Annotated in this window: 20 protein-coding genes; 5 read left to right on the forward strand and 15 right to left on the reverse strand. The window is 71.9% G+C overall.

The annotated features are described in order from the left end of the window. Nucleotides 1-45: 45 nt before the first annotated feature. Both ACFW22_RS24695 and ACFW22_RS24700 read right to left on the reverse strand, forming a co-directional pair. Complete coding sequence (locus ACFW22_RS24695; protein WP_386408407.1) at nt 46-417, reverse strand: hypothetical protein; 372 nt, start codon at nt 415-417, stop codon at nt 46-48. Nucleotides 418-596: 179 nt separating this feature from the next. Beyond that, on the reverse strand, nt 597-1751 hold the full coding sequence (locus ACFW22_RS24700; RefSeq protein WP_386408409.1) for an adenosine deaminase: 1155 nt from the start codon (nt 1749-1751) through the stop codon (nt 597-599). A 278-nt stretch (nt 1752-2029) separates the two neighbouring features. On the opposite strand from ACFW22_RS24700, the gene ACFW22_RS24705 reads away from it, so the two are divergent. Next, entirely contained in the window at nt 2030-2806 is a 777-nt protein-coding gene (locus ACFW22_RS24705) for an alpha/beta hydrolase (protein ID WP_386408411.1), read from the forward strand. Nucleotides 2807-2842: 36 nt separating this feature from the next. Here ACFW22_RS24705 and ACFW22_RS24710 read toward each other — a convergent pair whose 3' ends face one another. Beyond that, on the reverse strand, nt 2843-3814 hold the full coding sequence (locus ACFW22_RS24710) for a LysR family transcriptional regulator (protein WP_386408413.1): 972 nt from the start codon (nt 3812-3814) through the stop codon (nt 2843-2845). Between the two features lie 62 nt (nt 3815-3876). Here ACFW22_RS24710 and ACFW22_RS24715 point away from each other — a divergent pair, with 62 nt between their 5' ends. The 3 genes from ACFW22_RS24715 to ACFW22_RS24725 all read left to right on the forward strand — a co-directional run bounded on the left by ACFW22_RS24715 (nt 3877) and on the right by ACFW22_RS24725 (nt 6958). Next, nucleotides 3877-5142 carry an MFS transporter gene (locus ACFW22_RS24715; RefSeq protein ID WP_386408415.1) on the forward strand — a complete coding sequence of 422 codons (1266 nt, stop codon included), beginning with the start codon at nt 3877-3879 and terminating at the stop codon, nt 5140-5142. 124 nt (nt 5143-5266) lie between these two features. Further along, nucleotides 5267-5902: a L,D-transpeptidase family protein gene (locus ACFW22_RS24720; RefSeq protein ID WP_386408527.1), complete on the forward strand. Its 636-nt coding sequence runs from the start codon at nt 5267-5269 to the stop codon at nt 5900-5902. A gap of 84 nt (nt 5903-5986) precedes the next feature. Continuing rightward, nucleotides 5987-6958, forward strand: coding sequence for a sigma-70 family RNA polymerase sigma factor (locus ACFW22_RS24725; protein ID WP_386408529.1), 972 nt, complete (start codon nt 5987-5989; stop codon nt 6956-6958). Nucleotides 6959-7069: 111 nt separating this feature from the next. Here the strand turns inward: ACFW22_RS24725 and ACFW22_RS24730 are convergent, their stop codons facing one another. Next, a complete protein-coding gene (locus tag ACFW22_RS24730; RefSeq protein ID WP_386408418.1) occupies nt 7070-7321 on the reverse strand; it encodes an STAS domain-containing protein in 252 nt (83 codons plus the stop codon). Nucleotides 7322-7395: 74 nt separating this feature from the next. Here ACFW22_RS24730 and ACFW22_RS24735 point away from each other — a divergent pair, with 74 nt between their 5' ends. Further along, nucleotides 7396-8055, forward strand: a complete 660-nt coding sequence (locus ACFW22_RS24735; RefSeq protein WP_386408420.1) for an HAD family hydrolase — start codon at nt 7396-7398, stop codon at nt 8053-8055. 188 nt (nt 8056-8243) lie between these two features. Here ACFW22_RS24735 and ACFW22_RS24740 read toward each other — a convergent pair whose 3' ends face one another. From ACFW22_RS24740 to ACFW22_RS24790, 11 genes are all read right to left on the reverse strand, one after another. Continuing rightward, a complete protein-coding gene (locus ACFW22_RS24740; RefSeq protein WP_386408422.1) occupies nt 8244-9521 on the reverse strand; it encodes a thymidine phosphorylase in 1278 nt (425 codons plus the stop codon). Nucleotides 9522-9600: 79 nt separating this feature from the next. Then, the gene (locus ACFW22_RS24745; protein WP_386408424.1) at nt 9601-9996 is read right to left on the reverse strand and encodes a cytidine deaminase; all 396 of its coding nucleotides are present in this window, start codon (nt 9994-9996) and stop codon (nt 9601-9603) included. Beyond that, nucleotides 9993-11258, reverse strand: coding sequence for an ABC transporter permease (locus ACFW22_RS24750; RefSeq protein WP_386408426.1), 1266 nt, complete (start codon nt 11256-11258; stop codon nt 9993-9995). Before ACFW22_RS24750 ends, ACFW22_RS24745 begins: the two co-directional genes overlap by 4 nt. After that, nucleotides 11255-12373, reverse strand: a complete 1119-nt coding sequence (locus ACFW22_RS24755) for an ABC transporter permease (protein WP_386408428.1) — start codon at nt 12371-12373, stop codon at nt 11255-11257. The genes ACFW22_RS24750 and ACFW22_RS24755 overlap by 4 nt, the downstream gene beginning before the upstream one ends. After that, a complete protein-coding gene (locus tag ACFW22_RS24760; RefSeq protein WP_386408430.1) occupies nt 12370-14082 on the reverse strand; it encodes an ABC transporter ATP-binding protein in 1713 nt (570 codons plus the stop codon). Before ACFW22_RS24760 ends, ACFW22_RS24755 begins: the two co-directional genes overlap by 4 nt. Before the next feature lie 118 nt (nt 14083-14200). After that, nucleotides 14201-15259 carry a BMP family protein gene (locus ACFW22_RS24765; protein ID WP_386408432.1) on the reverse strand — a complete coding sequence of 353 codons (1059 nt, stop codon included), beginning with the start codon at nt 15257-15259 and terminating at the stop codon, nt 14201-14203. 314 nt (nt 15260-15573) lie between these two features. Next, nucleotides 15574-16794 (reverse strand): amidohydrolase, encoded by a 1221-nt coding sequence (locus ACFW22_RS24770; protein ID WP_386408434.1) that lies wholly within the window; start codon nt 16792-16794, stop codon nt 15574-15576. 116 nt (nt 16795-16910) lie between these two features. After that, nucleotides 16911-18170 carry a hypothetical protein gene (locus ACFW22_RS24775; RefSeq protein ID WP_386408436.1) on the reverse strand — a complete coding sequence of 420 codons (1260 nt, stop codon included), beginning with the start codon at nt 18168-18170 and terminating at the stop codon, nt 16911-16913. Continuing rightward, the gene (locus tag ACFW22_RS24780; protein ID WP_386408438.1) at nt 18167-19060 is read right to left on the reverse strand and encodes an N-acetylneuraminate synthase family protein; all 894 of its coding nucleotides are present in this window, start codon (nt 19058-19060) and stop codon (nt 18167-18169) included. Before ACFW22_RS24780 ends, ACFW22_RS24775 begins: the two co-directional genes overlap by 4 nt. Nucleotides 19061-19071: 11 nt before the next feature. Next, nucleotides 19072-20271 carry a cytidylyltransferase domain-containing protein gene (locus tag ACFW22_RS24785; RefSeq protein WP_386408441.1) on the reverse strand — a complete coding sequence of 400 codons (1200 nt, stop codon included), beginning with the start codon at nt 20269-20271 and terminating at the stop codon, nt 19072-19074. Beyond that, nucleotides 20271-21560 (reverse strand): DUF6716 putative glycosyltransferase, encoded by a 1290-nt coding sequence (locus ACFW22_RS24790; protein WP_386408443.1) that lies wholly within the window; start codon nt 21558-21560, stop codon nt 20271-20273. The genes ACFW22_RS24785 and ACFW22_RS24790 overlap by 1 nt, the downstream gene beginning before the upstream one ends. Nucleotides 21561-21741 lie beyond the last annotated feature (181 nt).

Here is a 21741-nt window from a genome sequence, read left to right on the forward strand (position 1 = left end):
CCCCGGAACAGCCGGGGTGCGCCCCTTCGGCGCGTGCGGCGGACGTCAGCCGATCGGCAGACCGCCGGCGCCCAGCGGCAGGCCGCCGAGGAGGCCGCCGAGCGGGGTGGCGCCGAGGCCGCCGGCGGCGGCGTCGAGCGGAAGGTTCTGGGTGGCCTGGCCGGCGGCGGCCGGAAGGGTCTTCACGCCCTGGTCGAGGCCCTGGCCGAGGGCGCCCTGCCCGGCGCCGAGGGAATCGGCGGCGCCGTCGGGGAGCTCGGTGAGGCCCTCGCCCAGCGGGACGGCCTGGCTGACCGTGCCCAGCGCGTCGGCGTCCAGCGGCAGGGACGGCGCTGCAGAGGCCGTACCGGCGGCGGTGGCGGCGAAAGCGGCACCGAGAGCGGCGACACCGAGCTTCTTGGCGGCAGACTGCTTCATCTGAAAATCTTCCTTGGGGAATCCGGGGGCTTCGGGGAAAGCCGGGAGGGGAAATCCTGGGAACCTGGGAATGCAGAGCGGCTCTGCAAACTAACCAGTGAACGTCGCCTCCGCAAACACCGAAAAGCGGCCGGGTGTCGCACCGACCCGGCCGCTCCTGCCCCTCAGCAATCCGCCCCTCAGTCTGCCGACCGGGAAGAATCGCTGGTCGCAGCGGTCTGCTGGAACAGCCATTCGGATTTCAGCTCGGCATATCCGGGCTTGATCACTTCATTGATCATGGCGAGCCGTTCATCGAAAGGAATGAACGCTGATTTCATCGCATTGACCGTGAACCACTGCATGTCATCGAGCGTGTAATCGAATGCCTCGGTCAGCAGCTCGAATTCGCGACTCATGCTCGTCCCGCTCATCAAGCGGTTGTCGGTGTTGACCGTGGCCCGGAAGTGCAACGTGCGGAGCAGACCGATGGGGTGTTCCGCGATGGAGGCGGCGGCGCCGGTCTGGAGGTTGGAGGAGGGGCACATCTCCAGCGGGATCCGCTTGTCCCGCACGTAGGCCGCGAGGCGACCGAGACGGACCGAGCCGTCCTCGGCGACCTCGATGTCATCGATGATCCGGACGCCGTGGCCGAGCCGGTCGGCGCCGCACCACTGGAGGGCCTGCCAGATCGAGGGCAGCCCGAACGCCTCGCCCGCGTGGATCGTGAAGTGGTTGTTCTCCCGCTTGAGGTACTCGAAGGCGTCGAGGTGGCGGGTGGGCGGGTAGCCGGCTTCGGCGCCCGCGATGTCGAAGCCGACCACTCCGGAGTCCCGGTAACGGTTGGCCAGCTCGGCGATCTCCAGGGCACGGGCGGCGTGCCGCATGGCGGTCAGCAGGGCGCCGATCCGAATGCGGTGGCCGTTGTCCCTGGCCCGTCGCTCGCCCTCCCGGAAGCCCTCGTTGACGGCCTCCACGACCTCTTCGAGGCTGAGGCCGCCCTCCAGGTGCTGCTCGGGGGCGTAGCGCACCTCCGCGTAGACGACGCCGTCCTCGGCGAGGTCGACGGCGCACTCCGCGGCGACGCGGAAGAGGGCGTCCCGGGTCTGCATGACGGCGCAGGTGTGCGCGAAGATCTCCAAGTAGCGTTCGAGGGAACCGGAGTCGGCGGCTTCGCGGAACCAGACGCCGAGCTTGTCGGGCTCCGTCTCCGGGAGTTGCCCGTAACCCTGCTCCCGGGCGAGTTCGACGATCGTGCCGGGGCGCAGTCCGCCGTCGAGGTGGTCGTGGAGCAACACCTTCGGGGCACGGCGGATCTGGTCCGCGGTGGGGACGTTGGGGGTCTGGCTCGTCATTTCCGCACTCTAGCCCCTACGCGCGTAGAACGCTCCTCGCGGCACCGGTTTTTCTCCCGCGGGGCGGGGAGCGGGCCGGGCGGTCCGCTCCCCCGGGCACGCGCAGGACGGGCCGTCCCGGCCGCGGAGGTGACGGAAAAGGGCCCGCCGCTCCCCGTGGCGGCGGAGCCCTTCGAACGGGCCCGCCCGGTGCGTCCGTTCGAACCTCCGGGCAGCGATGCGCAACAGTGACCACGCGTACGACTGGTGTACACCTCTCCTTCTGAGACTGTTCTGTCATGGCGCACTTCGCACTCGTGGGGCCACCCGAAGGCCGGCGACCCCGGCTCGGACGTCCCGTCAGTTCCCGGTCGGTGGCGTCGGCGGTGGGTGGCGTGGTGCTGCTCCTGCCGGACGGCGAACCGGTGTCGGCACGACGCGCCTCCCTCCGCGCCCGCACGGCCATGCTGCCGCTGGGGCGCGGCCTGGTCCGGGCCGGCCTGGCCGAGGGGCTCGTCGCCCATGTGGTGCACTACCGGACGCGCGGCTGGAACGGCGCGGACGCCGACCTCGCGGCGGACGCCTCCTGGGCGGTCGAGGAGGCGGTGCGGCGCTACGGCGACGTTCCGATCTGTCTCGTCGGGCACGGGTTCGGGGGGCGGGCCGCGCTGCGGGCCGCCGGGCACGAAGCGGTCGGCGCGGTCCTCGCCCTGGCCCCGTGGCTTCCGGAGGACGACGTGGCCGCCGAGCCGGAGCCGGTGCGGCAGCTGGTGGGACGCCGGGTGCTGCTCGTGCACGGCACGAACGATGCCCGGACGGACCCGGAGCTGTCGTTCCGGTTCGCCGAGCGGGCGAAGAAGGCGAACCGGGAGACCTGCCGCTTCGAGGTCCACTCCGACGGACACGCGCTGCGCCAGTACGCGGACGAGGTACGGGCCCTGGTCACGGACTTCGCCCTCGGGGCCCTCTTCGCCCGGCCGGTGGCCCGACCGGTGACCGATGCGATGGCGGCTCCCCCGCCGCTCGGCCTGCGCATGCCGCTGGCGGCGGGATTCGGCGGCTCGTCCAGGAGGTGACGGCACCGCCGGGGCCCTCCCGGCGCCCGGGCGGGACTACGTCGCCGGCGGTGCCTCCTTGGGGAGCAGCTGGCCGCGGCGGCCGAGCAGGAACTTCTTGAAGGCCGCGACCGGAGCCGTGTCCGGATGGCCGTCGAGCCAGGCGAGGCCGATCTCGCGGACCGCGCGGGGCGCGGTGACGGTGAGTTCGACGACGCCGGGGCGCGGAACGGCCGGCGGGGGCAACAGGGCGACGCCCAGGCCGGCGGCGACCAGACCGCGCAGGGTTTCGGCCTCCTCCCCCTCGAAGGCGACCCGCGGCGTGAACCCCGCCTCCGCGCACAGGTCGTCGGTGATGCGGCGGAGCCCGTACCCCGGTTCCAGGGTCACGAAGGCCTCGTCCGCGGCCTCGGCGAGGCGGACCCGCTTGCGACCGGCGAGCCGGTGGTCGTCCGGGACGACGAGCCGCAGCCGCTGTTCGTCGAGGCGCCGGGCCACCAGGTCCGGGGCGTCCGGCACCGGAGAGGTCAGACAGAGGTCGAGGTCACCGGCCCGCAGCCGCTCGATCATGGCCTCGCCGTAGTTCTGGACCAGGGTGAAGCGGACCCGCGGGTGGTCGACGCGGAAGGCGCGGAGGAGACCGGGAACGGTTTCGGAGCCCATGGTGTGGAGGAAGCCGAAGGCGACCCGGCCGGCCGTCGGATCGGCATCGGCCCGCACGGTGTCGGCGGCCCGCTCCACCTCGGTGAGGGCCCGCTCGGCCGCAGTGAGGAAGCGGCGGCCCGCAGGGGTGAGGGAGACGGTGCGGCCACGGCGGGCGAAGAGGGCGACGCCGAGGTCCTGCTCCAGCCGGACCACGGCCCGCGAGAGCGTCGACTGCGGCACGCCCATCTCGGCCGCGGCACGGGTGACGTGCTCGTGCCGGGCGACGGCGGCGAAGTACGCGAGGCGGGGCGCGAGCAGCAGCCCCATGTCTTCTTCGTTACTGTTCGGTGACAGGCGGGGCTGTGACCTGTACTCATGCACCATGGGAACGATTACAGCAGTTCCGTGCATTGGACGCATGAAACGGGCCGTCCTACGTTCGTGACATGCCTTCCGCCAGTACCAAGGCGGGCGCCACCACCGCGTCCGCCGACACCCGTCTCTTCCCCGGCGCCCCCGGCTACCGCCGCACCAGCCTCGCGCTCTTCGCCGCCGGACTGGCCACCTTCGCCCTCCTCTACTCCACGCAGGCCCTCCTCCCGGCCATCTCGGCCGAGTTCGGCGCCACCGCCTCCGCGGCCTCCTGGACGGTCTCGGCCGCCACCGGCGCCCTCGCCCTCTGCGTCCTGCCGCTGAGCGCCCTCTCGGAGCGCTTCGGACGGCGCGCGATGATGACGGCCTCCCTCTCCGTCGCGGTGGCCGTGGCGCTCCTGGTGCCGTTCGCCCCGAACCTCACGTCGCTGATCGTGCTCCGCGCCGTGCAGGGGGCCGCGCTGGCCGGTCTCCCGGCCTCGGCGATGGCGTACCTCGCCGAGGAGGTCCGGCCCAGGGCACTGATCGCCGCGATCGGCCTCTTCGTGGCGGGCAACTCCATCGGCGGCATGAGCGGTCGCCTCGTGACCGGCTGGGCGTCCCAGCTGTGGGGCTGGCGCGCGGGCCTGGCCGCCGTCGGCCTGACCTCCCTGGCCTGTGCGATCGCCTTCCGGGCGCTGCTCCCGAAGGCCCGGCACTTCACGCCGGGCACGCTGGACCCGAAGGCGCTGGCGAGCACCGTGCGGTCGCACCTCGCCGATCCCCTGCTCATGCGGCTGTACGTGATCGGCGCGCTGTTCATGACGGTGTTCGGCGCCGTCTACACCGCGATCGGCTACCGCCTGGTCGAGGCCCCGTTCTCCCTCCCGCAGGGCGTGATCGGCTCGATCTTCCTGGTCTACCTGGTCGGCACGGTCTCCTCGGCGGCGGCGGGACGGCTCGTCGGGCGACTCGGCCGGCGCGGTGCGCTGTACCTGGCGGTCACCACCACCGCAGCCGGCCTGCTGCTCTCGCTCGCCGACGCGCTCGCCCCGGTGCTCGCGGGCCTGGTCCTGATCACGGCCGGCTTCTTCGCGGGCCACGCGGTCGCCTCCTCCTCGGTGAGCCACACGGCGAAGACGGGCCGCGCACAGGCCTCGGCGCTGTACCAGTCGGCGTACTACCTGGGCAGCAGTGCGGGCGGCACCCTCGGCGCGGTCGCGTTCCACGCGGGCGGCTGGGCGGGCACCGTCCTGATCGGCCTGGTCTCGGTCCTCGGCGTCGTCTCGGTCACGCTGTACGGCAGCCTCAGCGCCCGGACCGCGGCCCGCCGGCTCCGACTCGCCGCCGCCTGCAACTAACGGGCCGTCCCGAACGTCTGAAGGGGCAGGACTCTAGGGGGAGTTGACGATCATGAACCGATTCATGACGCACACCGGCAGGAGGACGGGCACCGCGATCGGCCTCGCCTCGCTCGTGGTGCCGATGACGATCGCCCTCGGTACGACCCCGGCGCAGGCGGCGTCCTGCAACGTGACGACGGGGCCCTACCAGAGGCAGGTGGAGAAGTTCCTCGGGCGGCCGGTCGACGGGCGCCAGTCGCTCGCCGACTGCAAGGCCGTCCAGGCCTTCCAGCGCAAGCACGGCATCACCCCGACCGTGGGGTACGCGGGGCCGATCACCTGGCGCACGATGAACACGATGCTCCAGCAGAAGGCGGCGGGCACCAACCCCAACAAGGACCGGAAGTGCCCCACCAACCGCGGCCGGATCGCCTGCGTCGACCTGACGCGCCAGCTCAGTTGGATCCAGGACGGTGCGCGCCTCAGGTACGGCCCGGTGCCGGTGCGGACGGGCAAGGACGGCACCGAGACCCGCACCGGCTCCCAGAGGATCTACTGGCGCACCATCAACCACTGGTCGACGATCTACCACGTCTCCATGCCGTACTCCCAGTTCTTCGACGGCGGCCAGGCCTTCCACTCGACCACCAAGTCCATGTGGAACCCGCCGGGTTCGGGCGGCTGCGTGAACATGCGGCCGGCGGACGCGAAGGCCTACTGGAACCTGCTCAGGAACGGCGACGACGTCTACGTCTACGGGCGCAAGCCGGGAACCTGACCCCGGACTGTCAGTCCGCTGCGGTAGCTTCCCCCTCACCGGCACCGAACGGTTCCGGTGAGGGGTGAGTGGGGTGTGGACCAGTTGAACGACGCCGCGGCCGCGACGACCGACGAGCTCGACCGGTATCGCAGGGAACTGACCGGCTACTGCTACCGGATGCTCGGGTCCTCCTTCGAGGCGGAGGACGCGGTGCAGGACACCATGGTCCGCGCCTGGAAGGCCCTGGACTCCTTCGAAGGCCGCTCCTCGCTGCGCTCCTGGCTCTACCGGATCGCCACCAACGTCTGCATGGACGCGCTGAACGCCGGGAACCGGAGGGCGCGACCGATGGACCTCAGCTCCCCGACCCCGGTCGCACAGGCGCAGCTCGTCAAGCAGCCGGAGGTCACCTGGCTGGAGCCCATGCCGGACGGAAGGGTGCTGCCCTCGGCGGGCGACCCGGCGGAGACGGCGCTGTCCCGCGAATCCGTCCGCCTCGCCTTCGTGGCCGCGCTCCAACACCTCCCGCCCAAGCAGCGGGCCGTGCTCATCCTGCGCGAGGTCCTCGCCTGGAAGGCCAGCGAGGTCGCGGAGCTCCTCGACACCTCGGTCGCCTCGGTCAACAGCGCCCTGCAGCGGGCCCGCGCGACCCTCGCCGAGCAGGCGCCGGCGGCCTCCGACCCGGCGGATCCGCTGGACGAGGAGCAGCAGGCGCTCCTGGAGCGCTACGTCACCGCCTTCGAGGGCTACGACATGACGGCGCTGACGGCGCTCCTCCACGAGGACGCCACGATGTCCATGCCGCCGTACGACCTGTGGCTCCGGGGGCACGAGGACATCGTCGGCTGGATGCTGGGCGCCGGCGACGTGTGCGCCGGCTCGAAGCTGGTGCCGACCGTGGCGAACGGTTCGCCGGCCTTCGCCCAGTACCACCCGGACCCGGCCGGCGGCTTCAGCCCGTGGGCGCTGATCGTCCTGGAGCTGCGGGACGGCAGGGTCGCCGGGATGGACTTCTTCCTGGACACCGAGCGCTGGTTCCCGCTCTTCGAGGTGCCGGCACGGCTGGAGTCCTGACGGGCCGCCCGTCGCTCCCGGCGGCGCACGGCCAGCGCCACGACGCCCCGCCGCGCGCTGGTGGCAGCCGGCGGCACCCGGGGGGAAGGACGCCCGCTCGCGCCCCGCGCCCTAGAGGTCCAGCGCCCCGTCCAGCCCGGTGAGGCGGAGCAGGTCCAGCAGCTCGGGCCGCGCCCCGTGGAAGCGGATGCGGTGACCGCGTCGCCCGGCGGCCAGCCGCAGTCGGGCCAGGGCGTCGACGGCGGCGAGGTCGGCGGGTGCGAGGGCGCCGACCTCGCAGACGACCTCACCGGGCGGGGCCACCTCCAGGGCGGCGCAGAAGGCTGCCACCTCCTCCCGGTCGGGACGGGCGGGCAGGGTCATGACGAACGTTCGACGGGGGTCCACGCCCCGTACGACCGACGGGGCCCGTGGAACTCATCGCTAGGATCCCGATCATGACTCACGGGCCCGTCGAACTGGTGATCTTCGACTGCGATGGCGTTCTGGTGGACAGCGAGCGCATCTACTGCCGGGTGGACCGGGAGGTGTTCGCCTCGCTCGGCGCCGACTTCACCGAGGCCGAGATGGTCGACCACTTCGTCGGCTCCTCCCAGGAGGTGCTCACCGCGATCGTGGAGGAGCGGCGCGGACGCCCCCTCGGGGCCGACTGGCAGGCCCCCTACCGCCAGCGGTACGAGGACGCCCTGGACGCGGAGCTGACGGCGGTGGAGGGGGTGGCCGACGTCCTGGACGCCCTGGCGGTCCCGTACTGCCTGGCCTCCAACGGCAGCCACCCCTCCATCCGCAAGAACCTGGGTCGGACCGGACTGCTCGACCGCTTCGCGGGCCGGATGTTCAGCGCCCGGGACGTGGCCCGGAGCAAGCCGGCCCCGGACCTCTTCCTGCACGCCGCGGCCACCCTGGGCGTCGCGCCGGAGCGCTGCGCGGTCGTCGAGGACAGCCCCTACGGCGTCCGGGCCGCCCGCGCCGCCGGGATGCGCGCCTTCGGCTACTGCGGCGGCCTGACCCCGGCGGACCGCCTGACGGGCCCGCACACGGTGGTCTTCGACGACATGCGCGCGCTGCCCTCGCTGCTGGCGGAGGCGGGCGCGTGACGAACCGCGGGGACCGCTGAGCGGCAGCCGGAGGATCGTCCTCGCCTCCCCGGGCCTGCCGGTCGACCGGGGAGGCGCGACGGACGCCCGGCCGACCGGGAGGGGTGCGGAAAGCCCGAACGGGACCGGCAGGGGTGCACCGGTCCCGTTCACGGGCGTCGCCGGCCGCGCCGACGGCGGTCGGGTCCCTAGGCGATGCGGTCCATGACGATCGGGTTCGGGGTGAAGGAGGTGCCCTCCGGAGCGATGTCCCAGGCGTCCGTCAGCGAGGTCAGGGCGTAGTCGAACTTCTCCGGGGTGTCCGTGTGGAGGGTGAGGAGGGGCTGGCCCGCCGTCACCGTGTCGCCGGGCTTCGCGTGCAGCTCGACGCCCGCGCCCGCCTGCACCGGGTCCTCCTTGCGGGCCCGGCCCGCGCCCAGGCGCCAGGCGGCGATGCCGATGTCGTACGCGTCGAGGCGGGTGAGCACGCCGGTCGACGGGGCGGTCACCACGTGCTGCTCGCGGGCGACCGGGAGGGCCGCGTCGGGGTCGCCGCCCTGGGCCGCGATCATCCGGCGCCAGACGTCCATCGCCGAGCCGTCCTGGAGGGCCTTCGCCGGGTCGGCGTCCTTGATGCCGGCCGCGTCGAGCATCTCGCGGGCGAGCGCGAGCGTGAGCTCGACGACGTCCGCCGGGCCGCCGCCCGCGAGGACCTCGACCGATTCGCGGACCTCCAGGGCGTTGCCGGCGGTGAGGCCGAGCGGGGTCGCCATGTCGGTGAGGAGCGCGACCGTCTTCACGCCGCTGTCGGTGCCGAGGGCCACCATGGTGGAGGCCAGTTCGCGGGCGTCCTCGATGTTCTTCATGAAGGCGCCGGTGCCGACCTTGACGTCCAGCACCAGGGAGCCGGTGCCCTCGGCGATCTTCTTGGACATGATCGAGGAGGCGATCAGCGGGATCGCCTCGACCGTGCCCGTGACGTCGCGGAGCGCGTACAGCTTCTTGTCCGCCGGCGCCAGGCCGTCGCCCGCCGCGCAGATCACCGCGCCCGTGGTGTCGAGGACGTGCAGCATCTCCTCGTTGGAGAGCAGGGCCCGCCAGCCCGGGATGGACTCCAGCTTGTCGAGCGTGCCGCCGGTGTGGCCGAGGCCGCGGCCGGAGAGCTGCGGCACGGCCGCTCCGCAGGCGGCGACGAGCGGGGCGAGCGGAAGGGTGATCTTGTCGCCGACGCCCCCGGTGGAGTGCTTGTCGGCGGTCGGACGGGAGAGCGCGTCGAAGTTCATGCGCTCGCCGGACGCGATCATGGCGGCGGTCCAGCGGGCGATCTCCGCGCGGTTCATGCCGTTCAGCAGGATGGCCATGGCCAGGGCGGACATCTGCTCGTCGGCGACCACACCGCGGGTGTACGCGTCGATGACCCAATCGATCTGCTCGGGGCTCAGCTCGCCCTTGTCCCGCTTGGTGCGGATGACGGAGATGACGTCCATGGTGGTGCCTCTTTCTACGCGCATAGAGGGGGAAAGGGGAGCGACCCTCCCATGGTGACGGAAGGGCCGCTCCGAGGTGCTACGTGGCGAGGTGCTCCGGGCCGAAGGCCTGCGGAAGCATCTCGGCCAGGGTGACGAACCCGGCGGGCGTCTCCAGGACGAGCTCGCCGCCCCCGAACTCGTACAGCAGCTGCCGGCACCGGCCGCACGGCACCAGCGGGCCGCCGCTGCCGTCCACGCACACGAAGTGCGTGAGCCGGCCGCCGCCGGTCGCCTGGAGCTGCGAGACCATCCCGCACTCGGCACACAGGCCGAGGCCGAAGGAGGCGTTCTCCACGTTGCAGCCGGAGACCACCCGCCCGTCGTCCACGCGGGCCGCCGCACCGACCGGGAAGCCGGAGTACGGGGCGTACGCCCGGGACATGGCCTCGCGGGCGGCGACCCGCAGGGCCTCCCAGTCGGGGGCCGCCGTCACTTGCCCTGGCCCTTCCGGTACGGCAGGCCGTCCGCCTTCGGCATCCTCAGGCGCTGCGCCGAGAGGGCGAGCACCAGCAGGGTCGTGACGTACGGGGCGGCGTCGACGAACTGGCTCGGGACCTGGTCGGTCAGCGCGTACCAGAGGAAGAAGCCGACGGCGAAGACCGCGGAGATCACGGCGACCAGGTACTTCTTCTTGTACAGCTGCCACAGGGCGGCGACCACCAGCAGCAGCGCGACCAGCAGCAGCAGCGCGTGGACGTTCTCGGCGCCGCCGCGCAGCTTGAGGCTGTCGGTGAAGCCGAACAGGCCGGCGCCCATCGCCATGCCGCCCGGCATCCAGTTGCCGAAGATCATCGCGGCGAGACCGATGTAACCGCGGCCACCGGTCTGGCCCTCCTGGTAGATGCCGGTGGAGACGATCGCCAGGAACGCGCCGCCGAGACCGGCGAGACCGCCGGAGACCAGGACGGCGATGTACTTGTACCGGTACACGTTCACGCCGAGGGACTCGGCCGCGACCGGGTTCTCGCCGCAGGAGCGCAGCCGCAGGCCGAAGGAGGTGCGCCACAGCACCCACCAGGTGGCCGGGACCAGCAGGATCGCGACCACGGTCAGCAGCGACAGGTTGGTCACCAGGCCGCCGAGCACGCCGGCCAGGTCCGAGATCAGGAACCAGTGCTTCTGCTGGAGGTCCTGCAGCCAGTCCGAGAGGCCCGGGACGGTGATCTGGGTGATCGGGTCGATGCGCGGGGACTGCTTGGAGGAACCGCCCTCGGCCTCGGCGAAGGTGAAGTTCGACAGGTACTGGGTGAAGCCGACCGCGAGGATGTTGATCGCCACGCCGGAGACGATGTGGTTCACGTTGAACGTGACGGTGATGATCGCGTGCAGCAGGCCACCGAGCGCACCGCCGAGGATGCCGACGACGACGCCCGTCCACGGGCCCCACTGGTAGCCGGCCCAGGCACCGAACCAGGTGCCGAGGACCATCATGCCTTCGAGACCGATGTTGACCACGCCCGCGCGCTCGGCCCACAGGCCGCCGAGGCCGGCCATGCCGATCGGGACGGCGAGCTGGAGGGCGCCGGAGACCTGCCCGACCGAGGTGAGGTCGTTGGCCCCGGAGACGACCCGGACCAGCGAGAAGAGCACGAGACCGGCCGCGACGATCAACAGGATCCAGGGCCAGGTCAGCTTGCGGCGTCCGGCCGGCCTTTTGGGCGCGGCGCTCGGCTTGGCGACGGTGCCGGTGCTCATGCCGCCACCTCCTTGTCGGTCTTGGTGGCGCCGCCGGCGGCCAGCTGCTCGCCGACCTTCTGCTGCTGCCGGCGCATGCCGTAGCGGCGGACGAGTTCGTAGGAGACGACGACGGCGATCACGATGATGCCCTGCATGATCTGCGTGATCTCCTTCGGGTAGCCCTCGATGTCGAGCGACGAGGACGCCTTGTCGAGGAACGCGAAGAGGAGGGCCGCGAAGAGGATGCCGACCGGGTTGTTGCGGCCGAGCAGGGCGATCGTGATGGCGGTGAAGCCGACGCCGACCGGGAACGAGAGGCTGTAGGTGTGCGTGTCGCCGAGCAGGGTCGGCATGCCGGAGAGGCCGGCGAGGCCGCCCGAGATGAGCATCGAGGTGAGGATCATCTTCTTGGCGTCGACGCCGCTGGCCTGGGCCGCGGACTCACTGGCCCCGGTGGCGCGCAGGTCGAAGCCGAAGCGGCTGCGGTTGAGGACGAACCAGTAGACGACGCCGAGGGCGAGGGCGACGAAGGTGAAGCCGTAGATCTCGCCGTTGCCCTGGCCCATGTCGATCCCGGGGAACCAGCCGGACTCGGCGATCTTGCCGGTGGTGAGGTCGTTGGAGCCCGCGGGCTGGACGCCGAAGTTCTTCGGGAGGATCAGCCAGGCGATCAGGGAGGTCGCAATGGCGTTGAGCATGATCGTCGAGACGACCTCGGAGACGCCGCGGGTGGTCTTGAGGATGCCGGCGATGCCGGCCCAGAAGGCGCCCGTGAGCACCGCGACGACCACGATCAGCAGGATGTGCAGCGGTCCGGGCCACTCGACGGCGGCACCGACCAGCGCCGAGACCATCGCCGCGAGGCGGTACTGGCCGTCCACGCCGATGTTGAAGAGGTTCATCCGGAAGCCGATGGCGACGGCCAGGGCGGCCAGGTAGTAGATCCCGGTCTGGTTGACGATCAGGACCTGGATGTCGGAGTAGCCCGCGTTGTCGATCATCAGCCGGATCGGCTCGATCGGGTCCAGGCCCGTCGCGAGCAGCACCAGCATGGTCAGCACGAACGAGGAGACCAGCGCGAGCACCGGGCCGGCGGCCCCGATGATCAGCTTGTCCTTGTCGAGTTTCATCATCGGGCGTCACCGTCTTCGGACTGCTCTTCGGTGCCTTCGAGGTGGCCGGAGGCCGCACCGGTCATGGCGGAGCCCAGCTCCTCGGGCGTGATGGTGGCGGGGTCCGCGTCCGCGACGAGCTTGCCGCGGTACATGACCCGGAGGGTGTCCGAGAGGCCGATCAGCTCGTCGAGGTCGGCGGAGATCAGCAGCACCGCCAGTCCCTCGCGGCGGGCCTCCCGGATCGCGTCCCAGATCTGCGCCTGCGCGCCGACGTCCACGCCACGGGTGGGGTGGGCGGCGATCAGGAACTTGGGGTTGTGGCTCATCTCGCGGCCGACGATCAGCTTCTGCTGGTTGCCGCCGGAGAGGGAGGCCGCGGTCACCTCGATGCCGGGGGTGCGGACGTCGTACTCGCGGACGATCCGCTCGGTGTCCTTGCGGGCGGCCTTCGGGTCGAGGATGCCGCGCTTGGAGTTGGGCGGCTCGGTGACGTGGCCGAGGATGCGGTTCTCCCAGAGCGGGGCTTCCAGGAGCAGGCCGTGGCGGTGGCGGTCCTCGGGGATGTAGCCGATCCCGCCCTCGCGGCGCTTGCGCACCGGAACGGCGGAGATGTCCTTCCCGTCGAGGCTGATGGCACCGGCGTCGGGGGTGCGCAGGCCCATCAGGGCCTCGATCAGCTCGGTCTGGCCGTTGCCCTCGACGCCCGCGATGCCGAGGATCTCGCCCTTGTGGATGGTGAGCGAGATGGCGTCGAGCAGCTTGCGGCCGGCGGCGACCTCCTCGTGCACGGTGACCGAGACGGCCGGGTCGGCCGGGGCGGCGGTGGTCAGCGGTGCGCTGCCGGCGCCGCTCTCCACCAGCGTCAGGCCCTGGACCTGCAGCATCGGCACGTCGGTGACGGTCGACTCGCGGGTCTCCGGCGAGGGCAGTTCGCTGCCGACCATCAGCTCGGCGAGCTGCTTGGTGGTGGCGGTCTTCGGGTCGGCGGTGCCGACCGTGGTGCCCCGGCGGATGACGGTGATGTCGTCGGCGACCTTCAGCACCTCGCCCAGCTTGTGCGAGATGAAGATGACGGTGAGGCCCTCGGCCTTGAGCTCGCGCAGGTTGTCGAAGAGCGCGTCGACCTCCTGCGGGACGAGGACGGCGGTCGGCTCGTCGAGGATGAGGATCTTGGCACCGCGGTAGAGGACCTTGAGGATCTCCACGCGCTGCCGGTCGGCGACGCCGAGGTCCTCGACCAGCACGTCGGGACGGACCCCGAGGCCGTACGCCTCGGAGATCTCGTTGATCTTCTGACGGGCCTTGGCGCCGATTCCGTAGAGCTTCTCGCCGCCGAGGACGACGTTCTCCAGGACGGTGAGGTTGTCGGCGAGCATGAAGTGCTGGTGCACCATGCCGATGCCGCGCGCGATGGCGTCACCGGGGCTGGAGAAGGTGACCTGCTGGCCGTCGACCGCGATCGTGCCCTCGTCCGGCTTCTGCATGCCGTAGAGGATCTTCATGAGGGTCGACTTGCCGGCACCGTTCTCGCCGATGAGGGCGTGCACGGTGCCCTTGCGGACCGTGATGGCGATGTCCTTGTTGGCGACGACGCCGGGGAATCGCTTGGTGATGCCGTGCAGTTCTACGGCAGGGGGGCTGGACGCGTTGATGACGCACTCTCCTTGGCCGGAAGGAGCGGGAGCGGGAGGGCAGGGCGGGGCGAAGTTATCGTGCCAGGGAGACATCTACACGCGTAGCGCTGCCGAAAAGTAAAAACCCGTACGGGAACGGGCCCGGGGCCCGGGGCGGTGGCGGGGCGCCACCGCACCGGGCCCGCGGGCTCGGGTCGTGACCTGCGTGTCCTTACGGAGCGGTCTTGACCGTGATCTTGCCGTCGATGATCTGCTTCTTCGCCTCGTCCACGGCGGCGATGAGGTCGGTCATCTCCTTGTACTTCGGGTTGGAGTCGGCCAGGCCGACACCGTCCGTGGCGAGGCCGTAGCGGACCTCACCGGTCTGCGGCTTGCCGTCCTCGACCGACTTGATCAGGTTGAAGACCGAGTCCGAGACGTCCTTGGTGACCGAGGTCAGGATGGCGTCCTTGTACTTGGACAGACCCGCCTGGTTGTACTGGTCGGAGTCGACGCCGATGGCCCACTTGCCCGCCTCGGAGGCGGCCTCGATCGCACCGGAGCCGGCGAGACCGGCGGCGGCGTAGATCACGTCGGCGCCCTTGTCGAGCTGGCCCTGGGCGGCGGCCTTGCCGAGGTCGGGCTTGGCGAAGCCGTCGAAGTTCGGCGGCTGGGTCAGGTACTGGGTGAGCACCTTGGCCTTGGGGTTGGTGTCCTTGACGCCCTGGACGTAGCCCGCCTCGAACTTCTTGATCAGCGGGACCTCGACGCCGCCGATGAAGCCGACGGTGCCGGTCTTGGACGCCTTGGCGGCGGCGACGCCGGCCAGGTAGGAGCCCTGCTCCTCGTTGAAGACGAGGTTGGCGATGTTCGGGCCGGTCACCGAGGTGTCGTCGATGATGCCGAAGGTCGTGTTCGGGAACTGCTTGGCGACCTTCTCGATGGCCGGGGCGTAGGCGAAGCCGACGCCGATGACCGGGTTGTTGCCGGCGCGCGCCAGCGAGGTGAGGCGCTGCACCTTGTCGGCGTCGCCCTCGCCGGACGACGGCTCGGCCTCGGCGCCCTTGACGCCGAGGTCGTCCTCGGCCTTCTTCAGGCCCGCGTAGGCGGCGTCGTTGAAGGACTGGTCGCCGCGGCCGCCGATGTCGTACGCGATGGCGGCCTTGGTCGCCTTGGAGTCGGAGCTCGGGCTGGCGCCGGAGTCCGTCGAAGACTTGCCACACGCGGTGGCGGAGAGGGCGAGCGCCGCGGAGGCGATGCCCACGGTCGTGATCCTGGTGATCCGGCGCAAGAGGAGGGTCCCTTCAAGACTGACCGAAAGCGCCTCTTCCGGCGCTGGTTTCGCCGCGATCGTAACGCGCGTAGATGTCAGTTAAAGACCCGTTCATGAGTCGTTATCGGATCGTCGCGAACCAGCCAGCCGGGGCGACGGAGGGCGTCCGAGCCGGTACCGCCGGTTATACCGCGGGAAGGGGGCGCTCGAACAGGGGGCGGAGCGCGCCGCGCCGGGCGCTGGGCCGCCCGGGGGACGACGGTGAGCCGGACGGATGAGGGGCCCGGCCGCCCCCGGTCCAGGGCCCGGCCAGCCCTCCGTCCGGCCCGGTGTCAGCGCCGTTCCTCGGCGTCGAGCAGCGCCGCGGCCGTGAAGAGTTCCACCCCGGCCCGGATGCTGCTCTCGTCCACGTCGAAGTCACCGGCGTGCAGGTCGCGGACCCGGGTGTCACCGGGGGTGCGGACGCCGAGGCGGGCCATGGCACCGGGGACGTGCTCCAGGTACCAGGAGAAGTCCTCGCCGCCGAGGCTCTGCTCGGTGTCCTCGATCGCGTGCGGTCCCCGACGGGCCGCCATGGCGTCGCGGAGCAGCTCGGTGGCGGCCGGATCGTTGACGACCGGGGGGACGCCCCGGACGTAGGTGACGGTCGACTTGGCCCGGTGCAGGGCGGCGACCTCGTCGATCGCGGCGTGGACCAGGTCGGGCGCGTCCCGCCAGGCGGGCAGGTCGAGGCAGCGGACGGTGCCGGAGAGCTCGGCGTGCTGCGGGATGACGTTCGGCGCGTGGCCCGCCTCGATGCGGCCCCAGGTGACCGAGAGGCCGGAGCGGGCGTCGACCCGGCGGGCCAGGACGGCGGGGACGTCGGTGGCGACCCGTGCCGCGGCGGTGACCAGGTCGGTGGTCAGGTGCGGGCGGGCGGTGTGGCCGCCGGGGCCGTCGAGGGTGACTTCGAGCCGGTCGCAGGCGGAGGTGATGGGGCCGGCGCGGAGGCCGATCGTGCCGGCGTCCACCCGGGGGTCGCAGTGGACGGCGATGATCCGGCCGACGCCGTCCAGGACCCCGGCCTCGATGGCGTCGGCGGCTCCGCCGGGGAGGACCTCCTCGGCGGGCTGGAAGACCAGCCGCACGGGCCGGGGCAGCAGCCCCTGGCGGTCGAGCTCGGCGAGGACGAGGCCGGCTCCGAGGACGGTGGTGGTGTGGACGTCGTGCCCGCAGGCGTGGGCGCGGTTGGCCACGGTGGAGCGGTAGGCGACGGTCTTGACGTCGGGGATGGGCAGGGCGTCCAGGTCGGCGCGGAGCGCGAGCACGGACCCGCCGCCGGCCCGGGTGCCGATGTCACAGAGGAGTCCGGTGCCGGCCGGAAGGACCTTCGGCACGAGGCCGGCCGCCTCCAGGCGGGCCTTGAGCGCGGCGGTCGTGCGGAACTCCTGATTCCCGAGCTCGGGGTGCATGTGCAAGTCCCTGCGGAAGGCCACGAGTTCGGCGTGCAGGGGTTCGGACAGCGTTCCGGGCAGGGTGACGGAGCCGGGCTCACGGGACTTCAACTGGTTCACCCTTTGAAGGGTAGGCCCGCGGAGAGGTCAACTGCCCGTTGATCACGAAAAGTTCAGCCCGTTAGGGGAAAAATTTTCAGTTTCTCAGGCTTGAGGACCACTCCTTGTGGGTACGCTCAGCCGAATTCCAGTCGGTCGGTCGGGTGGGCCACCCGGGTGGTGAGCCGATCGACTTCGTGGGCCGCGGTGCCCGCCACCCCCGACAGGAAGCCCTGGGCGCGCGGCGAGGCGGTCGCCCGCAGCCACTCGGGGGCGACCTCGATGACGGCGACCTTGACGCCCGTGCCGGCCAGGGCCAGCGGCAGGGTGTGCACGACCGTGGACGGGAAGCTGACGATCGTGCGGCCCACCGGCCCGCGCCGGGCGACCAGCTCCAGGGGCAGGTCGGGGCGGACCATCTGGAGGCCGGTCTCGACCGCTATCCGGTGCAGCTTCTCCGCGCTCTCCCGGCGGTGCGCGAAGTAGCGGGTGGCGCCGTGGGCGCGGGCGAGGCCCGCCACCACGCGCACGTAGTGGTCCTCGTCGACGACGCCCGTCTCGACGAGCGAGGTGCCGACCAGGTCGGCCCCGCCGGTGAGCATCGGCGGGCCGAAGGTGTCCCGGGTCCAGGCGTAGGCGTTCTCCGTGACCGTGACGCCCGGCGGGGCCTCCACGGGCAGCGAGGTGAAGATCTCGACCGTACGGCCCCCGCCGGGGGCGAGGCGCCGCCGGGCCAGTGTGGTCACCGGGGCGAGCGCCATCTCGCGCGGGCCCCGACTGCCCTTGCGGTGCCAGCGCACCAAGCGTTCGCCGCGACCGAGCTGGGCCGCGAACTCCATGGTCGCCGTGCCGTCGTCGACCACGGTCACGTGCCGGGGGGCGAAGAGGGTCAGCAGGAGCTGGACGTAGCGGGAGAACGGGTCCCCGATGATCACCCGCTCCGCCGAGCGCAACGGCCGGGCGAGTTCCCGCAGGGTGCGGACCAGGGAACCCCGGCCGGAGCGGGCCTCCTGCCAGTGGACGGTGAGCCCCGCGTCGCGGGCCAACTGGGCCATGCGGCGCAGCTGGCCCCGCGACATCGGATCGGTCGGCGAGAGGACGACCACCGTGAGGCCGGTGCTCCGGCCGGAGGGACCCCCGGCGCGGGGGGCGCGCCCCGTGGGGGAAGCGCCCGTGGGCGCCGTGGAATCCGGGAGCTGGGGGCCGGCAAGGCCGTCGTCCGTCGCGGGTGCCCCGTCCGCCCCGGCGGGACGGTCTCCCGCGGCGGAGCGGGGAGGGGCCGCCGCCCGGCCGCCCGGGGAGGCGTGCTCCCCGGCGACCGAGGACCGGACGTGCGCCCATTCCAGGACGTTGAGGAGCTGGACCGGGCTCTCGACGAACGCCAGCTGCCCGGTCATGCGGCGACGGTGCCCTGGACCCGGCGGAGCTTCTTCATCGGGCCGAGCTCCGACTCGTACACCTTCTTGACGCCGTCGCCGAGGGCCGTCTCGATGGTGCGGATGTCGCGGACCAGGCGCTGCAGGCCCTGCGACTCGACGGAGGCGGCCTGGTCGGAGCCCCACATGGCGCGGTCGAGGGTGATGTGGCGCTCGACGAAGGTGGCGCCGAGGGCGACGGCGGCCAGCGTGGTCTGGAGGCCGGTCTCGTGGCCGGAGTAGCCGATCGGGACGTTCGGGTACTCCTCCTGGAGCGTCTGGATGACGCGCAGGTTGAGCTCCTCGGCCTTGGCGGGGTAGGTCGAGGTGGCGTGGCAGAGCAGGATGTTGTCGCTGCCGAGGACCTCGACCGCGTGGCGGATCTGCTTCGGCGTCGACATGCCCGTGGAGAGGATCACCGTGCGGCCGGTGGCGCGCAGCTCGCGGAGCAGCTCGTCGTCGGTGAGGGAGGCCGAGGCGACCTTGTGGGCGGGGACGTCGAACTTCTCCAGGAAGGCGACGGCCTCGGTGTCCCACGGGGAGGCGAACCAGTCGATGCCGCGCTTCTTGCAGTGCTCGTCGATGGCGCGGTACTCGTCCTCGCCGAACTCCACGCGGTGGCGGTAGTCGATGTAGGTCATCCGGCCCCAGGGGGTGTCGCGCTCGATGTCCCACTGGTCGCGCGGGGTGCAGATCTCGGGGGTCCGCTTCTGGAACTTGACGGCGTCGCAGCCGGCTTCGGCGGCGATGTCGATGAGCGCGAAGGCGTTGTCGAGGTCGCCGTTGTGGTTGATGCCGATCTCGCCGGTGACGTAGACGGGCTGGCCGGGGCCGGCGGTCTTGGCGCCGAGGGTGCGGAGACGGGTGCTCATGGTGCTGTTCCTTAGATGTCGTGGGTGGTGCGTGCGGGGGTGTCGAGCTCGGGTCCGAGGAGCCAGGCGGCGATCTCACGGATCGCTCCGGAGCCGCCCGGAGTGACGGTGACCGCGCGGGCGGCGGCCCGTACGGAGTCGTGGGCGCTGCTCACCGCGACGGGCCAGCCGACGAGGTGGAAGCAGGGCAGGTCGTTGACGTCGTTGCCGGCGTAGAGGACGCGCTGCGGGTCGATGCCCTCGGCCTCGCACCACTCCTTGAGGGCGCGGTCCTTGCGGTCGATGCCGTGCAGGACGGGGATCTTGAGCTTGCGGGCGCGGGCGGCGACCACGGCGTTCTGTTCGGTGGAGAGGATGAGGACGGGCAGTCCGGCGCGGCGCAGGGCCGCGATGCCGAGGCCGTCGCCGCGGTGCGCGGAGACGAACTCGCGCCCTTCGGCGTCGAGGTGGACCCGGTCGTCGGTCTGGGTTCCGTCGAAGTCGAGGACGACCGCGTCCACGTCGGCGAAGCCGGGGGTGGCGGGCTCGTCGAGGAGCGGCGCCAGCGCCTTGGCCCGGGCGAGGTCGTGCGGGTCGTCGATCTCCAGGACCCGGGCGGGGTCGGTGACGACGAGCGCGGTGCGGCCGAAGAAGCGGTGACCGTGGGTGCGGAAGCCGGTCGCGTCCATCGCGTAGACGGCACCCGTTTCCAGGTACTCGGGCTCCCGGTCCTGACGGCGCGGACGGTGCGCCTTGTCGTGGTTGACGCCCTCGGCTCCCGCCTCGGTCTCGCGCCAGAGGAAGCCGTGGGTCGGGGCCGCGGTGAAGGCGGTGTCGGCGGCGCCGGAGACGATCCGCTCGACGGTCTGCGCGACCTCGGCGGAGGTCAGGAAGGGGCTCGTGCACTGGACCAGGAGGACCACGTCCACCGGGCGGCCGTGGAGGGCCTCGAAGGCGTCCATCGCGTGGCGGACCGCGGACTCGCTGGTGGCCGTGTCGCCGGCGATCTCGGCGGGCCGCTGGACCGCCTCGGCTCCGGCCGCACGGGCCGCCGCCGCGATGGCGGCGTCGTCGGTGGAGACCGTGACGTGGGTGACGGGGTGCGCGTCGAGGCAGGCACGGACGGCACGGGAGACGAGCGGGACGCCGGCCACCGGGGCGAGGTTCTTGGCGGGCACGCCCTTGGAGCCTCCCCGGGCGGGGATGACGGCGAGCACGGTGGGGGTCGGCATCAGAGTTCTCCCAGACGGCGGATGACGGGGGCGACGCGCTGCACGCCGTGGCGGTACGCGCCCCGCGCGGCCTCGCGGACGATCCGGCGCAGCCCGCTCTCGCGGGGCTCCGGCGCGGTGACGTCCAGGCGGTGGCGGGCGAGGATTCCCGGCAGGTAGCCGGGGGCCGTTTCCGCGGTGTAGTAGGGGGCGATCGGGGGGAGCGCGGGAAGCGCGAGGAGTTCGGCGACCCGGTCGCGGGCGGCGTCGAAGGCCTGCTCGTAGGGGCTGTCGGAGGCGACTCCCTGCCGGGCGAGCCAGGTTCCGTCGGGGGTCGGCACGTGCCCCTGGTCGAGCCGGTCGAAGGAGGTCAACAGGCCGGAGCCGACGAAGTGGTGGTTGCCGAGCACCTCGCGGACCCCGAGGTCGGTGAGGATCGCGGTGGGGATCCGGCGGTGCAGCGCTTCGAGGGCGGCCGTGGAGGAGACGGTGACCAGGAGGTCGGTGCGGTCGAGGACCTCGCCCATGTGCCCGTACACGAGGCGGAAGTTGTGCGGCGGATCGAGTTCGCGCACCAGCTTCTGGAAGGGGAACTCCTCCAGGTGGGTGGTGTGTTCGCCCGGCTTGGAGCGGAGCTTGAGGAGCACCTCGCGCTCCGGGTGGAGCCGGGCGTGCCCTATCAGCCGGCGCAGTACGTAGGCCCGCTCGGAACGGGTGGCGGGCACGGACGGCTGCGCGGCGAAGACCAGGACGTCGCGGTCGGCCCGGGGGGCGTACGGGGATCCGCCGAGGAAGGGCAGCGCGGCTTCGACGACCGCGTCGGCGCCGGCACCGACGCCCTCGTACACGGCGCGGAAGCGCTCGGCGTCGTGACGGGAGTTGGCGAGGACCACGTCGGCGCCGTGCCGCAGCAGCAGGCCGTCGGTCAGCTTCTCGTACACCACGCCGACGTAGCCGGTGACGATCACCGGGCGCCGCTGGAGGCCGAGGTCGGCCAGCCCCTGGAGGACGGCCCGGACGGTGCCGCCGACCAGGGCGAGGACGAGGACGTCGTATCCCTCGCCGCGCGCCTCCGCGTCCCGTACCGCACGCAGGAACTCCGCTCCGGTCACCTCGCGCGGGGCGTCCTGGGACACTCCGGTCTCGGCGAGTTGGCGCGCCGTCGGCGTGGCGCGTCCGCGCAGGACGAAACCGCTGTGTTCGGCGTTCGCTTCCGTGATGCGGCGCGCGGTGAGGCCGCCCCATTTCCACCGGGTGTCGGAGTCGGCGAGTACGGCGACCCGTATCGCTTCTTTGGTACTTGCTGGCACGTCGAGGACGCTAGAAGGGCATTCCGCTCTTCGGCCCAACTCAATGGCAACAAAGGGTGAACAGAGCCTCTCCGCACGTTGAAGCGGGGCGTTTTCCGGACGCTCGGGGGCCGATTTCACCCGAGGGAAAAGGTGGTTAATCAGCCTGCCGCCTGGCGTTCACCCAATGGATTCCCGATGG

This window comes from Streptomyces sp. NPDC058872 (assembly GCF_042743065.1).
In the GTDB taxonomy this organism is placed as follows: domain Bacteria; phylum Actinomycetota; class Actinomycetes; order Streptomycetales; family Streptomycetaceae; genus Streptomyces.

Excerpts from the sequence above, each read along its gene's own strand:
- ACFW22_RS24695 (WP_386408407.1), bottom strand. The coding sequence starts at position 417 with ATGAAGCAGTCTGCCGCCAAGAAGCTCGGTGTCGCCGCTCTCGGTGCC.
- ACFW22_RS24700 (WP_386408409.1), bottom strand. The coding sequence starts at position 1,751 with ATGACGAGCCAGACCCCCAACGTCCCCACCGCGGACCAGATCCGCCGT.
- ACFW22_RS24705 (WP_386408411.1), top strand. The coding sequence starts at position 2,030 with ATGGCGCACTTCGCACTCGTGGGGCCACCCGAAGGCCGGCGACCCCGG.
- ACFW22_RS24710 (WP_386408413.1), bottom strand. The coding sequence starts at position 3,814 with ATGGTGCATGAGTACAGGTCACAGCCCCGCCTGTCACCGAACAGTAAC.
- ACFW22_RS24715 (WP_386408415.1), top strand. The coding sequence starts at position 3,877 with ATGCCTTCCGCCAGTACCAAGGCGGGCGCCACCACCGCGTCCGCCGAC.
- ACFW22_RS24720 (WP_386408527.1), top strand. The coding sequence starts at position 5,267 with ATGACGATCGCCCTCGGTACGACCCCGGCGCAGGCGGCGTCCTGCAAC.
- ACFW22_RS24730 (WP_386408418.1), bottom strand. The coding sequence starts at position 7,321 with ATGACCCTGCCCGCCCGTCCCGACCGGGAGGAGGTGGCAGCCTTCTGC.
- ACFW22_RS24735 (WP_386408420.1), top strand. The coding sequence starts at position 7,396 with ATGACTCACGGGCCCGTCGAACTGGTGATCTTCGACTGCGATGGCGTT.
- ACFW22_RS24740 (WP_386408422.1), bottom strand. The coding sequence starts at position 9,521 with ATGGACGTCATCTCCGTCATCCGCACCAAGCGGGACAAGGGCGAGCTG.
- ACFW22_RS24750 (WP_386408426.1), bottom strand. The coding sequence starts at position 11,258 with ATGAGCACCGGCACCGTCGCCAAGCCGAGCGCCGCGCCCAAAAGGCCG.
- ACFW22_RS24755 (WP_386408428.1), bottom strand. The coding sequence starts at position 12,373 with ATGATGAAACTCGACAAGGACAAGCTGATCATCGGGGCCGCCGGCCCG.
- ACFW22_RS24760 (WP_386408430.1), bottom strand. The coding sequence starts at position 14,082 with ATGTCTCCCTGGCACGATAACTTCGCCCCGCCCTGCCCTCCCGCTCCC.
- ACFW22_RS24775 (WP_386408436.1), bottom strand. The coding sequence starts at position 18,170 with ATGACCGGGCAGCTGGCGTTCGTCGAGAGCCCGGTCCAGCTCCTCAAC.
- ACFW22_RS24780 (WP_386408438.1), bottom strand. The coding sequence starts at position 19,060 with ATGAGCACCCGTCTCCGCACCCTCGGCGCCAAGACCGCCGGCCCCGGC.
- ACFW22_RS24785 (WP_386408441.1), bottom strand. The coding sequence starts at position 20,271 with ATGCCGACCCCCACCGTGCTCGCCGTCATCCCCGCCCGGGGAGGCTCC.